This window comes from Streptomyces sp. FH025 (genome assembly GCF_017427025.1).
In the GTDB taxonomy this organism is placed as follows: domain Bacteria; phylum Actinomycetota; class Actinomycetes; order Streptomycetales; family Streptomycetaceae; genus Kitasatospora.
The window spans coordinates 1-14541 of sequence record NZ_JAFLNG010000126.1 but is presented as its reverse complement, the minus strand read 5'-3'; the positions used below and the strand labels follow the sequence as shown (position 1 = coordinate 14541).

Sequence of the window (14541 nt, the reverse complement as noted above, 5' to 3'; positions counted from 1 at the left end):
GCCGCCGCCCCGCTGCGGGTGGCCGCGGTGGACTACCGCAGCGGCCGCCGGGTGGTCTTCGGCGACCCGGACGCCCCGGCCGTCGCGGTCGCCGACGCCGTGATGGCCTCCTGCGCGATCCCCGGCTGGTTCACGCCGGTCCGCCTGGACGGCTCGGCGTACGTGGACGGCGGCTGCTGGTCGGCCACCAACGCCGACCTGATGCTCGGCCGCGGCCTGGACGAGGTGTACGTGCTCGCCCCGATGGCCCTGCGGCTGGGCCCGCGGGCCGAGCGGTCCGGTCGCGGCACCCTGGCCGCGCTGCGCGAGTGGCGGGCCCGGGAACGCCCGCGCGGCGTGCTGGCCCAGCTGGTCAGCCGCTACCGCCGCGCCGTCACCCGGCAGCTGCTGCGCGAGGCCGCGCTGCTGCGGGCCGAGGGCGTCCGGGTGCGGCTGCTCGCGCCGACCCTGGCCGACCTGGCGGTGATGGGCCCGAACATGATGGACCCGGCCCGCCGCGGCGAGGTGCTGGAGAGCGGCCTGCGCACCGGCCGGGAGGCACTGCGGGCCGTGCGGTGATCGTGAACTCGGGTGATCACGGCCGGCCCGGCGGAGCTTATTCTTGGGGGGCGCCGGCAGCTGTGCCGTTGAACGACCCCGCTGAACGACCCCGCTGGACGAATCCGCTGGACGAAGCCCCGCTCGACTGGAGAGTGCCACCGATGCGCGTGTACGTGCCCACCACCCTGACCGGCCTGGCGGCGGCGCACGAGGGGGGCGCCCTGGAGCAGTCCGCGGCGTACGCCGTGACGCCCGCGCTGCGCGAGTGGTACGTCAGCGACGACCTGGAGGAGCTGGAGTACGCGGCGCTGAACCGGGCCGCGCAGTCCTCGCTGCGGCTGCTGGCCGCCGACCCGGACGCCCCGCGCCGCCGGGTCGTGGTGGCGCTGGACGTGGCCGATTCGGCCGTGCGGCCGTTCCCCGGCGACGAGTACCAGGACCAGGCCTCGCTCGGCCGGGTGGTGCTGGCCGGCCCGGTGAAGCTGGCGAAGGCCGCCGCGGTGCACGCGGACGTCGCCGACGCCGAGGTGGTCACGGACGTCGCGGCGGCGGTGGCGGCGGTGGCCGCGGCCGACGCGGGCGACCAGGACGCCCAGTTCACCGTGGACGGTGCCGAGGACCACGACCTGCTCTGGTACGCGACCCAGGAGATCGCCTCGCTGCTGCCGTGAAGCCGCTGCCGTGAAGGTGCCGGCGTGAAGGTGCCAGCGTGAAGCCGCTGCCGTGAAGGTGCTGCCGTGAAGGTGCTGCCGTGAAGGTGCCGGCGTGAAGCCGCTGCCGTGAAGCCGTCGGCGTGAGTCCCGTCCTACCGGCGTGTCGGTGGTCCGGGTTACCGTTCTGCTCCGTGCGCACTCACATCGTTTGGGACTGGAACGGCACCCTCTTCCACGACATGGACGCGGTCCTCGGCGCGAGCAACGCCGCGTTCGAGACCATCGGCATCGGTCCGATGACCATGCAGCAGTACCGCGAGCAGTACGAGATCCCGATCCCTCGGTTCTACGAGCGGCTGCTCGGCCGGATGCCCTCCGCGGACGAGTGGCTGGAGCTGGACGACGCCTTCCACGTCCGCTACCGCGAGCTCAGCCGGGCCTGCGGCCTGACCGAGGGGGTGCGGGAGCTGCTGGCCGACTGGCGGGCGGCCGGGCACAGCCAGTCGCTGCTGTCGATGTACGACCACGACGAGCTCGTCCCGCTGGTCGACACCTTCGGCCTGACCGGCAGCTTCCTGCGGGTGGACGGCCGCAGCGGCCCGTCCGGCGGGAAGAAGGCGGAGCAGCTGACCCGGCACCTGGCCGCGCTCGGCGGGCAGGTCGACCCGGCCCGTACGGTGCTGATCGGCGACGCGGCGGACGACGCCCTGGCGGCGCTGCACGCGGGCGCCCACGCGGTGCTCTACACCGGTGGTTCGCACACCCGGGAGAAGCTGGAGCCGGTCGGCGTCCCGGTGGTGGACAGCCTGGCCGAGGCGGTCGAGCTGGCGGGCCGGCTGGCGGGCTGAGAGTCCCCGCGGCACCGTGCGGACGGCGCGCTGAGCGGCGCGAGGGCGTACGGAGGGCGCGTTGAGAGCCCCTGCGCCACCGCACGGACGGCGGGCCGGGCGGCGCCCCCAGTGGCGGGCGCCACGTCCGCCGTCCGCGTGTCTGAACGGGCGGAACCCGCCCCCGCTGGTCAGGCTGGATCCGTACCCGGAGCCCAGCAGGACGGAGCCGCCATGCCCATCGACGCAGTCACCGAGGTGCCGGACCCGGTCAACGAGCCGGTGCGGACGTACCCGCCCGGCAGCGCGGAGCGGGAGCGGCTGGTCCGGCGGCTGGACGAGCTGGCGGCCGAGCAGATCCCGCTGCCGATGACCATCGGCGGCGAGCAGCGGTTCGGCGGCGGTGAGCGGATCGACGTCGTCCAGCCGCACCACCACGCCGCCAAGCTGGGCGTGTTCGGCAACGCCACCCGGGAGGACGCCCGGGCGGCGGTGGACGCGGCGCTGGCCGCCGGGCGGCAGTGGCGCTCGCTCTCCTTCGACGACCGGGCGGCGGTCTTCCTGCGCGCCGCCGAGCTGCTCGCCGGGCCCTGGCGGGAGACGCTCAACGCGGCCACCATGCTCGGCCAGTCCAAGACCGTGCAGCAGGCCGAGATCGACTCCGCCTGCGAGCTGATCGACTTCTGGCGCTTCAACGTCCACTTCGCCCGGCAGATCCTGGCCGACCAGCCGGTCTCCTCCCCGGGTGTGTGGAACCGGGTGGACCACCGCCCGCTGGAGGGCTTCGTCTACGCGGTCACCCCGTTCAACTTCACCGCGATCGCGGGCAACCTGCCCACCGCCCCCGCGCTGATGGGCAACACCGTGGTCTGGAAGCCCGCGCCGACCCAGACCCTGGCCGCGTACCACCTGATGCGCCTGCTGGAGGCGGCCGGCCTGCCGCCCGGGGTGATCAACCTGGTGACCGGCGACGGCCTCCAGGTCTCCCCGGTCGCGCTGACCGATCCGGCGCTGGCCGGGCTGCACTTCACCGGCTCCACCGCGACCTTCCAGTCGCTCTGGCAGACCATCGGCGCGAGCATCGGCGGCTACCGCACCTACCCGAGGATCGTCGGCGAGACCGGCGGCAAGGACTTCCTGCTGGCCCACCGCTCGGCCGATCCGGAGATCCTGAAGACCGCCATGATCCGGGGCGCCTTCGAGTACCAGGGCCAGAAGTGCTCGGCGCTCTCCCGCGCCTACCTGCCGCGCAGCCTCTGGCTGAAGATCAAGGACGACTTCCTGGCCGAGGTGGACGCCCTGACGGTGGGTGACGTCACCGACCTGTCCAACTTCATGGGCGCCCTGATCGACGAGCGCGCCTTCGAGAAGAACCGGAACGCCATCGAGCGGGCCAAGGCCGACCCGACCGTCGAACTGGTGGCCGGGGGCCAGCACGACGACGCGATCGGCTGGTTCGTCCGCCCGACCGTCCTGGTCTCCTCCGACCACCGGGGCGAGATCTTCCGCACCGAGTACTTCGGCCCGATCCTCGCGATCCACGTCTACGAGGACTCCCGCTGGGAGGACGTGCTCGGCCGGGTCGACTCCGGCGCCCCGTACGGCCTGACCGGCTCGGTGATCGCGCAGGATCGTTACGCCATCGCCCAGGCCGTCGAGGAGCTGCGCTTCACCGCCGGGAACTTCTACATCAACGACAAGCCCACCGGCGCCGTGGTCGGCCAGCAGCCCTTCGGCGGCTCCCGAGCCTCCGGAACCAACGACAAGGCCGGTGCCGCGCAGAACCTGCTGCGCTGGACCTCGGCCCGCGCGATCAAGGAGACCTTCGTCCCGCCGATCCACCACGGATACCCACATATGGGCTGAGAGTGAACATCACGCTCCGGATTGGACATGCTGTCCAGGACGGACCTGACATCCTGCGGGTTTGCGCCTCCCTGTACCTGTCCACCTTCGATTGATCCGGTTAGGCTGGCTGGCGTCGTCGGGTGGCTTGCAGGACGAAGAAGTCGTCCTACCCACTGGGAGGACGTTTCATGCGTGCCATGAGCCCCTTTCAGTCGGATGGTGCGGCAGGATTGCGGTGACCCGGCGGTGTACATCCACACACCACCGAGTCACGCAACGGCGCGCGACAGGAGCCAAGAAGTCATGCAGACCAAGCTGGACGCAGCCAAGGCCGAACTGCTCAAGAAGGCAGCCGCAGCCGCTGAGAACAGCCAGGTGGGGGGAGCGGCGCCGGGGGAGGGTCTGAGCAACGGCGCTCTGACCGCGTACCTGCACCACTACTACCTCCACACCGCGCCGGAGGACCTGGTCGACCTCGACCCGGTCGACGTGTACGGCGCCGCCGCCTCCCACTACCGCCTGGGCCTCAAGCGCCCGCAGGGCACCGCCGAGGTGCGGGTCCACACCCCCTCGGTCGAGGAGAACGGCTGGTCCTGCGGCCACACCGTGGTCGAGGTCGTCACCGACGACATGCCCTTCCTGGTCGACTCGGTCACCAACGAGCTGTCCCGCCAGGACCGCGCGATCCACATCGTGATCCACCCCCAGCTGGTGGTCCGCCGCGACATCACCGGCAAGCTGCTGGAGATCCTGGACGTCGACGCCTGCTCCCGCAGCCAGGCCGCCGGCGCCGAGTGGCCCGCCGACGCGACCGTCGAGTCGTGGATGCACATCGAGATCGACCGCGAGACCGACCGCGAGGACCTGCGCGGCATCGAGACCAACCTGCGCCGCGTGCTCGGCGACGTCCGCGAGGTCGTCGAGGACTGGTCCAAGATGCGCGACAGCTCCCTGCGCCTGGCCGACGAGCTGGCCGAGGAGCCCCCGGCCGGCCTGGCCGAGCAGGAGGTCGGCGAGGCCTGGGAGCTGATGCGCTGGCTCGCCGACGACCACTTCACCTTCCTCGGCTACCGCGAGTACGACCTCGTCGAGCACGAGGGCGAGGAGGTCCTCAAGGCCGTCGCCGGGACGGGCCTGGGCATCCTGCGCTCCGACCCGCACAGCCACGACGACCGCCACCACGCCGTCTCCGAGGCCTTCGGCCGGCTCTCCGCCCCGGTGCGCGCCAAGGCCCACGAGAAGAAGCTCCTCGTCCTGACCAAGGCCAACAGCCGCTCCACCGTGCACCGCCCGGCCTACCTGGACTACGTCGGCGTCAAGAAGTTCAACGCCGCCGGCGAGCCCATCGGCGAGCGCCGCTTCCTCGGCCTGTTCTCCTCCGCCGCCTACACCGAGTCGGTCACCCGCATCCCGGTCGTGCGCCGCAAGGTCCAGGAGGTGCTGGACGGCTCCGGCTTCTCCAGCCAGAGCCACGACGGCCGCGACCTGCTGCAGATCATGGAGACCTTCCCGCGGGACGAGATCTTCCAGACCTCGGCCTCCGAGCTGCTCTCCATCGCCACCAGCGTGCTCTACCTGCAGGAGCGCCGTAAGCTGCGCCTCTTCCTGCGCCAGGACGAGTACGGGCGCTACTTCTCCGCGTTCATCTACCTGCCGCGCGACCGCTACACCACGCGCATCCGGCTGCTGATCACCGACATCCTCAAGGAGGAGCTGAACGGTGCCACCATCGACTACACGGTGTACGCCACCGAGTCGGTGCTGACCCGCCTGCACTTCGTGGTCCGGGTCGCCCCGGGCACCGAGCTGCCCAAGCTCTCCGAGAGCGACATCGAGCGGATCGAGAACCGCCTGGCCGAGGCCGCCCGGTTCTGGATGGACGGCTTCCACGACCAGCTGCACACCGAGCTGGGCGAGGAGCGGGCCGCCGAGCTCGGCCACAAGTACGCCAACGCCTTCCCCGACGGCTACCGCGCCGACTTCCCGCCGCGCACCGCCGTCTCCGACATCAAGCAGATCGAGTCGCTGCAGGGCGAGGGCGACTTCCGGCTGAACCTGTACCAGCCGGTCGGCGCCGGCGACGACGAGCGCCGCTTCAAGATCTACCGCGTCGGCGGCCCGATCTCGCTCACCGAGGTCCTGCCGGTGCTCCAGCGCCTGGGCGTCGAGGTCCTGGACGAGCACCCGTACGCGCTGCGCCGCTCCGACGGCACCACCGCGTGGGTGTACGACTTCGGCCTGAAGCTGCGCGAGGCCACCGGGCTCACCGACGAGGCCCGCGAGCGCTTCCAGGAGACCTTCGCCGCCACCTGGACCGGCAAGGCCGAGAACGACCGCTTCAACGAGCTGGTCCTCACCGCCGGGCTGAACTGGCGCCAGGCGATGGTGCTGCGCGCGTACGCCAAGTACCTGCGCCAGGCGGGCTCCACGTTCTCCCAGGACTACATGGAGGACGCGCTCCGCAACAACACCCACACCACCCGCCTGCTGGTCAACCTGTTCGAGGCCCGGCTGAGCCCGAGCCACCAGCTGGGCGCCGCCGAGCTGACCGAGGGCATCCTGGAGGAGCTGGCCGGCGCGCTCGACGAGGTCGTCTCGCTGGACGAGGACCGCATCCTGCGTTCCTTCCTGAACCTCATCAAGGCCACCCTGCGGACCAACTTCTTCCAGCACGACGGCTCCGGCGAGTGGCACTCCTACGTGTCGATGAAGTTCGACCCGAAGGCCATCCCGGACCTGCCGGCCCCGCGCCCGGCGTTCGAGATCTGGGTCTACTCGCCGCAGGTCGAGGGCGTGCACCTGCGCTTCGGCAAGGTCGCCCGCGGCGGTCTGCGCTGGTCCGACCGGCGCGAGGACTTCCGTACCGAGATCCTCGGCCTGGTCAAGGCCCAGATGGTCAAGAACACCGTCATCGTGCCGGTCGGCGCCAAGGGCGGCTTCGTCGCCAAGCAGCTGCCGGACCCGTCGGTGAACCGTGACGCCTGGCTGGCCGAGGGCGTCTCCTCGTACAAGACGTTCATCTCGGCGCTGCTGGACATCACCGACAACCTGGTCGCCGGCGAGGTCGTCCACCCGGCCGACGTGGTCCGCCACGACGAGGACGACACCTACCTGGTCGTCGCCGCCGACAAGGGCACCGCGACCTTCTCCGACATCGCCAACGGCGTCGCGGAGTCGTACGGCTTCTGGCTGGGCGACGCCTTCGCCTCCGGCGGCTCGGCCGGCTACGACCACAAGGGCATGGGCATCACCGCCCGCGGCGCCTGGGAGTCGGTCAAGCGCAACTTCCGCGAGCTCGGCGTCGACACCCAGTCCGAGGACTTCACCGTCATCGGCATCGGCGACATGTCCGGCGACGTCTTCGGCAACGGCATGCTGCTCAGCGAGCACATCCGCCTGGTCGCCGCCTTCGACCACCGCCACATCTTCCTCGACCCGAACCCGGACGCGGCCGTCTCCTACGCCGAGCGCCGCCGCCTGTTCGAGCTGCCGCGCAGCTCCTGGGACGACTACGACAAGTCGCTGATCTCGGCCGGCGGCGGGGTGCACCCCCGCTCGGCCAAGTCCATCCAGCTGACCCCGCAGGTCCGGGCCGCCCTCGGCATCGAGGCGACCCGCCTGACCCCGGCCGAGCTGATGAAGGCGATCCTCCAGGCGCCGGTCGACCTGTTCTGGAACGGCGGCATCGGCACCTACGTCAAGGCCTCCGGCGAGACCAACGCCGAGGTCGGCGACAAGGCCAACGACGCCATCCGGGTCAACGGCGAGCAGGTCCGCGCCCGGGTCATCGGCGAGGGCGGCAACCTCGGCTGCACCCAGCTCGGCCGCATCGAGTACGCGGCGGTCGGCGGCCCCGAGGGCACCGGCGGCTGGATCGACACCGACGCCATCGACAACTCGGCCGGCGTGGACACCTCGGACCACGAGGTCAACATCAAGATCCTGCTCAACCAGGTCGTCGCCGAGGGCGACATGACGGTCAAGCAGCGCAACACCCTGCTCGCCGAGATGACCGACGAGGTCGGCCGCCTGGTGCTGCGCAACAACTACGCGCAGAACGTGGTGCTGGCCAACGCCGTCGCCCAGGCGCACAGCATGGTCAACGTCCACGCCCGGATGATCAACCGGTTCGAGTCGGCCGGACAGCTCGACCGGGCCCTGGAGTTCCTGCCCACCGAGCGGCAGATCCGCGAGCGCCAGCAGAGCGGCCGCGGGCTCTCCCAGCCCGAGATGTCCGTGCTGCTCGCCTACACCAAGATCATCCTGGCCGAGGAGCTGCTGGCCACCGACCTGCCCGACGACCCGTACTTCCGCACCGCGCTGCACGAGTACTTCCCGAGCGCGCTGCGGGCCCGGTTCGCCGACGCGATCGACGGCCACGCGCTGCGCCGCGAGATCATCACCACGCTGATCGTCAACGACACGATCAACCGCGGTGGCTGCACCTTCGCCTTCCGCCTGAAGGAGGAGACCGGCGCGACCTACGAGGAGATCGCCCGGACGCACACCGCCGCGCGGGCCGTCTTCGGCCTGGAGGAGATCTGGGCCGAGATCGAGGGCCTGGACAACAAGGTCGCGGCCCGGATCCAGACCAAGATGCGGCTGCACTCGCGGCGCCTGGTCGAGCGCGCCACCCGGTGGATGCTCAACAACCGCCGCCAGCCGCTCGACATCGCCGGCACCATCGAGTTCTTCCACGACCGGGTCAACCAGGTCTGGGGCTCGCTGCCCAAGCCGCTGCGCGGCGAGGACCTGACCTGGTTCGAGGGCATCCAGGGCGAGCTCGCCTCGGCCGGGGTGCCGGACGAGCTGGCCACCCGGATCGCCGGTCTGTCCTCGGTCTTCCCGGCCCTGGACATCACCGAGGTCGCGGACCGCTCCGGCAAGGACGTCGCCGACGTCGCCGAGCTGTACTACGACCTGGGCGACCGCCTCCAGATCTCGCACCTGCTCGACCGCATCATCGACCTGCCCCGCACCGACCGCTGGTCGTCGATGGCCCGGGCCGCGATCCGCGAGGACCTCTTCGCGGCGCACGCGGCGCTGACCGCCGACATCCTGGCCTGCGGCCCCGAGGGCGTCACCCCGGAGGAGCGGTACAACGCCTGGGCGGACCTCAACGCCACCCTGCTGAACCGCGCCAAGAGCACCCTCGACGACATAAGGGGTTCGGACAACTACGAGCTGTCCAGCCTCTCGGTCGCGATGCGCGTCATCCGCACCCTGCTGCGCACCGGTTCGATGCGCTGACGGACGGCTGCCCGGAAGGGGCCCGTGTCCTCGGACGCGGGCCCCTTCCGCTTCTCCGCTTCGCCTCTCCGATGCGGTTCTCCGATGCGGTTCTCCGTTGAGCCGCTGCGTTCCGCCGCTCCGTTCCGGTTCCTCGTTCCGGCCCGGTGGGGCCGTCAGTGCCGTGGGATAGGGTGCCGACCCGAGGACGTGCGGGGTGCGGTGTGAGGGGCGGGGGCGATGAGTCCGGAGCGCGGGGTCAAGGCGGCCAGGGAGACGATCCGTCAGGCCGAGCGGCTCCTCGACTCCGCCCGCGCCCTGCTGGCCGGCCACGCGGAGGCCGAGCAGGCCGTCCGGTCCGCGCTGGCACCGCTGACGGCCGCCCTCGCCCGCGAACAGCTGGCGGCCATGCCCGTCGCCCGGCTGAAGGAGGTCGCCGACGGCGGCCTGCGGACGGCCGCGCTGGAACGGGCCGGGTACTCCGACGTCGGCCGGGTGCACGCGGCTTCGCTCTACGAACTGCGGTCGATCAGTGGCATCGGGGCCACCAGCGCCTCCCAACTCAAGCTCGCGGCACAGCGGTTGGCCGAGGCGGCGGACGAGAGCGCGGCCGTCCGGCTGGACGTCGAGCAGCAGGACGCCGGCTCCACCGCACTGGTCCGCGCCCTCGGCCGACTGGTCGCTGCGGGCCCGGAACTCGCCCGCGCCCGCCAGGTCGCCAGCGGGATCGAGGAGGAGCTGCCCCGGCTCCTCGCCGCCGCCCGCCCGGCCGGCAGCCGACTGCGGGGCCTCTTCACGGGCCGTGAACGCAAGGGCGAGGCGGCCGAGGCCGTCCGGGGGCTCGGCGAGTGGCTGGCGCGGTCGGAGGCGGAGGAGACCCCGCTGCTGCTCACCCAGGCCGCCACGGACCTGCTGCGGGTGCACTCCTCGGACGCCGAGGCCTGGATCGACTACGAGCTCAGGGCACCCGAGTACTACGGCGTGCTCTCCGAGGTGGTCGGCCGGACGGCCGGACCGGCGGCGACCGACGGCCACCTGCCGACCGAACTCGCCGACCGGGTCCGGGCCCAGCCGCTGGACGACCGCCACCGGCGGGTCTCGCTGCGCGGCTACCAGGAGTTCGGGGCCCGGTTCGCCCTGGCCCAGCGCAGGGTGATCATCGGTGACGAGATGGGCCTCGGCAAGACCATCCAGGCCATCGCCGCGCTCGCCCACCTGAAGGCGGACGGCGGCACGCACTTCATGGTCGTCTGCCCCGCCAGTGTGATGATCAACTGGGCCCGTGAGATCGAACGCCGCAGCACCCTGAAGGCCTTCCTGATCCACGGCCCGGACCGCCTCCGCCACCTCGAAGAATGGCGGCGCGCCGGGGACGTGGCCGTGGTGAGCGTCTCCGGCCTGCACAACCTCGAACCGGGGTCGGAAGCGCCCGCGATGCTCGTCGTCGACGAGGCCCACTACGTCAAGAACCCCGAGGCCCGGCGCTCCCGGGCCGTCGCCGACTGGATCCGGCGCTCCGGGCACGTGCTGTTCCTCACCGGCACCCCGATGGAGAACCGCGTCAACGAGTTCCGCAACCTGGTCGGCCACCTCCAGCCGGAGCTGGTGGAGCGCCTCCGGGGCCGCGACGTGGTGATCGGCTCGGCGGAGTTCCGCCGGCTGGTGGCCCCCGCCTACCTGCGCCGCAACCAGGAGGACGTGCTGGCCGAACTCCCTGACCTGATCGAGATCGACGAGTGGGAGGAGTTCAGCGCCACCGACCACGAGGCCTACCGCGAGGCCGTCGCCGCCGGGCACCTCATGCCGATGCGCCGGGCGGCCTACGCCAGCCCGGAGGGGTCGGCGAAGCTGCGGCGGCTGACGGAACTGGTCGCGGAGGCGCAGGAGAACAACCGCAAGGTGGTCGTCTTCTCCTACTTCCGCACGGTGCTCGCCGCCGTCGCCGAGCGGCTGAACGGCCGGGCCGTCGTGATCGGCCCGATCGACGGCGGGGTGTCCTCGGCCCGGCGGCAGGAGCTGGTCGACGAGTTCACCGCCCTCGACGGCCCGGCCGTACTGCTCAGCCAGATCGAGGCGGGCGGTGTCGGGCTCAACATCCAGGCCGCGTCCGTGGTGATCATCTGCGAACCCCAGATCAAGCCCACCCTGGAGCGACAGGCGGTGGCGCGCTCCCACCGGATGGGGCAGACCAGGACCGTCCAGGTGCACCGCCTGCTGACCGTGGAGGGCGTCGACGCGGCGATGGTGCGGATGCTCGCCGGCAAGGACCGGCTGTTCGCCGCCTACGCCCGGCGCAGCGCCCTGGCCGAGACCACGCCCGAGGCCCTGGACGTCTCGGAGACGGTGCTGGCCCGGCGCATCGTCGAGGAGGAGCAGCTGCGCCTCGGCCTGGTGCCCGGGCAGGCCGGCCCCGACCTGACGAAGCGGTACTGAGCGCTGAGCTGTGCTGACCCGTCCTGACCTGGAAAACCGGTTGTGGATCGTGGTCGCACCTTCGATACGGTGATCTTCGATACGAACGTATGGGGGATCGCAGCATGGGGAAGAACCGCAGGCCGATCCGCGCGGTGGGCGTGGGCGTCTCGGTGGCGCTGCTCGTCACCGGGGCGGCGGCCTGTTCGTCCGACAAGAAGGACGGCGACACGAAGGGCACAGCGGCGGCCTCGACGGCCGTTGGCACGCCTTCGGCCGCACCGACGTCCAAGGGCCCGGAGGCCTTCGCGGCGGCCGGCTACCGGGGCCTGAAGCCGGGCATGGCGAAGGACGCCGGGCTGGCGAGCGGCGCCCTGGAGGCGGCGCCGGTCTCGCTGCTCGACGGCTGCACGGACTTCGTCTACAAGGGCGGCCCGGCGCCGGACCAGACCCGGATGGCCGCCGAGGCGGCCACCGAGGCCCGCTACAAGGACCTGAACGCCAAGGCGGACGCGGCCAGCGGCAAGGCGCCCGCTCCGGCGGGCAACGGCTCCGCCAAGGACGCGGCCGCCTCCGCCAAGAACTCGGCCGCCGTCGCCAAGCTGATGGCGGACGCCACCCAGTCCATCGCGGACATGTGGGTGGCCCGCGAGGCCAGGGACAAGGCGTTCCTGACCACCGGTCGGGTCTCCTTCGCCGCCTCCGGGCTGCGCGAGCTGGTCGCCCCGGCGGAGGCGAAGACGGCCGAGGGCATCGGCGCCGGTTCCACGGCGGACGACCTGCAGAGGGTGTACGGCGGCAAGGGGCTGCTGGAGGCCAAGAACGGCAAGTACCTCCTGCCGGTCGAGGGGCAGCAGGGGTGGGAGTACGAGTTCACCATGGACGGCGGCAAGGTCGCCGGGATGGCCGTGGCGAACCGCGACATCAAGTGCGTCTGACCGACTGAGCGGTCGCAGAGGGCCCCGACGAACCACCGGGTTCGTCGGGGCCCTCTGTCGTACGTCCGTGGAACCCGGCGGCGCGTGCGGACAGGTGGGGGCGTGGAACTGTCACAGCGGGCCCGATTGAGGAGTGGTGACCAGTGGGCGTTCGGGGAGTTGTTCGACGAGGTGGCGGGTGACGTCTACCGGTACGCGGTGCGCGTGTCGGGGGACTGGGCGGTCGCGGAGGACGTCGTCCAGCTGACCTTCCTGGAGGCGTGGCGACTGCGCGGCAAGCTGCGGGAGGACGGCGGCCCGGTGCGGCCCTGGCTCTTCGGCATAGCGGCCAACGTGCTGCGCAACACCACCCGGGCGGCTCGGCGGCACCGGGTGGCGATGGCGCGGTTGCCCGACTGGGAGGTGGTGCCGGACTTCGCGGACGAACTGGTCGGGCGGCTCGACGACGGCACGCAGCTGGCCGCCGCGCGGCGGGCCCTGGCCAGGCTGCGGAAGGCCGAGCGCGAGGTGTTCGGGCTCTGCGTCTGGGCGGGCCTGGACTACGCGAGCGCCGCCGAGGCACTCGGGGTGCCGATAGGCACGGTGCGTTCGCGGCTCTCGCGCGCCCGTACCAAGCTGCGCGCGCTGGCCGAGGAGGAGCTTCGCGCCGGGCGGGAACTTCCGCCGGGCGCCGGACAGGTACGGGGTGGCCGCACGGACGCGGCCCGGGCGACGACTCAGACGACTCAGGAGACGAAGCGATGAACGAGGACGAACGCGCCGAGCTCACCCGGCTGCTGGCACCACCTGAGGGGCCTGAACTCCCCGCCGACCGCCGGCTGTTGCTGCGCGGGCACCTCATGAACGAGTTCGCGCGCGGGCCGGCGGCCGCGCCCCGACGGGTCCGACTCGGCTGGGTGGCCCTGCCAGCTCTGGCGGGCGGCCTGGCCCTGTCCCTGGTGCTGGTCGGCGGGCAACCGGAGCAGGGAGCGGGGCCGGGCGTCGACTCCACCCGGCCGGTGGCGGCAGTCGTACTGGACCGCGCGGCACGAGCGGTCGAACAGCAGTCGGCGTCGGCGGCGCGCGGGGACCAGTTCGTCTACGTGAAGAGCCTGGACAACTGGGCGAAGTCGGCGGGCGAGGCGCCGCGGGACCGGGAGGTCTGGAAGTCCGTCGACGGCAGCAAGTGGCTGCTGCTCCTGGACGGGCATGTGCCGAACCCCGGAGGGAGCGACGACCACGAGCCACCCGGCGAACCCGCACCCTTCGCCGGGATCGGCAGTTACACCTACGCCGCCGCCCTGCCGACCGACCCGGATGCCCTGTTGGCCAAGATCCACGCGGACACCGCAGGCCAGGGGCCCGGCCCCGATGAGGAGGCGTTCAGGACCATCGGCGACATCCTGCGCGAGCAGATCGCCCCACCGGCGGTCAGTGCCGCACTGTACCGAGCGGCGGCGAAGATCCCCGGGGTCACGGTGGCCGACTCGGTGACCGACGCCGCCGGCCGCCCCGGCGTCGCGGTTGTGCGAGGGGACAGCGGCGGGAACGTCGAGTCCCAGTGGATCTTCGACCCCGCCGACTACACCTTCCTGGGTGAGCGCACCGTGGCACTCAAGGACGGTGCGACGTTCAAGAAGGGCGACGTCACCGGCCAGATGGCCGCCCTCCGCCGGGCCATCGTCAACGAAGCTGGCGCCCGCCCGTAGCGGGGTCAGCCGCTGCCTGCCACGATGAGCGGCTCGTGCCGCCCACGCAGGGCGGCGCGGGCACGGGCGATGCCGGCCCGGGTGGCATCGGCGCCGGTGCCGACCACGACGGTTCTGGCGCCAAGCCCCGCGCACGGGCGGCAGATGCCGGGGCGGGGCACCGGATCATGGCACTTGGCGCACTCGGAATACGCGGTCGGCGGGGGAGCTGATCGCACGGGCGGCAACTTGCGTTGGAGCCTGTCGCGCAGGATCGCCACCGGGGAATGCATCGGTGAGGGCAGACCGGGGAGCAATGCGTGGGCCAACTCGGCCGCGGTGCTGCCACGTTCCAGCCACTGGGCGACGAGTGGCGCCAACTGCTGCGCCTCGGCCACGCCGAGGCGCAGCCGCGGTTCGGCCCGGA

9 protein-coding genes and 1 pseudogene are annotated in these 14541 nt (G+C 72.0%); 9 read left to right on the top strand and 1 reads right to left on the bottom strand.

Going from position 1 to position 14541, the window contains the following annotated elements:
• The 9 genes from J0670_RS12250 to J0670_RS12210 form a co-directional block, all read left to right on the top strand.
• Window positions 1-558, top strand: a 558-nt coding sequence (locus tag J0670_RS12250; protein ID WP_207811538.1) for a patatin-like phospholipase family protein, incomplete at its 5' end; no start/stop codon positions are given.
• 143 nt (window positions 559-701) lie between these two features.
• Window positions 702-1211 (top strand): hypothetical protein, encoded by a 510-nt coding sequence (locus J0670_RS12245; protein WP_207811537.1) that lies wholly within the window; start codon window positions 702-704, stop codon window positions 1209-1211.
• 173 nt (window positions 1212-1384) lie between these two features.
• Window positions 1385-2041, top strand: a complete 657-nt coding sequence (locus J0670_RS12240; RefSeq protein WP_207811536.1) for an HAD family hydrolase — start codon at window positions 1385-1387, stop codon at window positions 2039-2041.
• A 219-nt stretch (window positions 2042-2260) separates the two neighbouring features.
• Window positions 2261-3886, top strand: coding sequence for an L-glutamate gamma-semialdehyde dehydrogenase (gene pruA / locus J0670_RS12235; RefSeq protein ID WP_207811539.1), 1626 nt, complete (start codon window positions 2261-2263; stop codon window positions 3884-3886).
• A gap of 285 nt (window positions 3887-4171) precedes the next feature.
• Window positions 4172-9118 carry an NAD-glutamate dehydrogenase gene (locus J0670_RS12230; RefSeq protein WP_207811535.1) on the top strand — a complete coding sequence of 1649 codons (4947 nt, stop codon included), beginning with the start codon at window positions 4172-4174 and terminating at the stop codon, window positions 9116-9118.
• A 219-nt stretch (window positions 9119-9337) separates the two neighbouring features.
• Window positions 9338-11530, top strand: a complete 2193-nt coding sequence (locus J0670_RS12225; protein WP_207811534.1) for a DEAD/DEAH box helicase — start codon at window positions 9338-9340, stop codon at window positions 11528-11530.
• Between the two features lie 104 nt (window positions 11531-11634).
• Window positions 11635-12447 carry a hypothetical protein gene (locus J0670_RS12220; RefSeq protein ID WP_207811533.1) on the top strand — a complete coding sequence of 271 codons (813 nt, stop codon included), beginning with the start codon at window positions 11635-11637 and terminating at the stop codon, window positions 12445-12447.
• 102 nt (window positions 12448-12549) lie between these two features.
• Entirely contained in the window at window positions 12550-13191 is a 642-nt protein-coding gene (locus tag J0670_RS12215) for an RNA polymerase sigma factor (RefSeq protein WP_207811532.1), read from the top strand.
• Complete coding sequence (locus J0670_RS12210; RefSeq protein WP_207811531.1) at window positions 13188-14135, top strand: CU044_5270 family protein; 948 nt, start codon at window positions 13188-13190, stop codon at window positions 14133-14135. Before J0670_RS12215 ends, J0670_RS12210 begins: the two co-directional genes overlap by 4 nt.
• Before the next feature lie 5 nt (window positions 14136-14140).
• Here the strand turns inward: J0670_RS12210 and J0670_RS12205 are convergent.
• Window positions 14141-14541 (bottom strand): annotated as a pseudogene (locus tag J0670_RS12205) (hypothetical protein); the annotation flags it as partial.

Excerpts from the sequence above, each read along its gene's own strand:
- J0670_RS12245 (WP_207811537.1), top strand. The coding sequence starts at position 702 with ATGCGCGTGTACGTGCCCACCACCCTGACCGGCCTGGCGGCGGCGCAC.
- J0670_RS12230 (WP_207811535.1), top strand. The coding sequence starts at position 4,172 with ATGCAGACCAAGCTGGACGCAGCCAAGGCCGAACTGCTCAAGAAGGCA.
- J0670_RS12225 (WP_207811534.1), top strand. The coding sequence starts at position 9,338 with ATGAGTCCGGAGCGCGGGGTCAAGGCGGCCAGGGAGACGATCCGTCAG.
- J0670_RS12220 (WP_207811533.1), top strand. The coding sequence starts at position 11,635 with ATGGGGAAGAACCGCAGGCCGATCCGCGCGGTGGGCGTGGGCGTCTCG.
- J0670_RS12210 (WP_207811531.1), top strand. The coding sequence starts at position 13,188 with ATGAACGAGGACGAACGCGCCGAGCTCACCCGGCTGCTGGCACCACCT.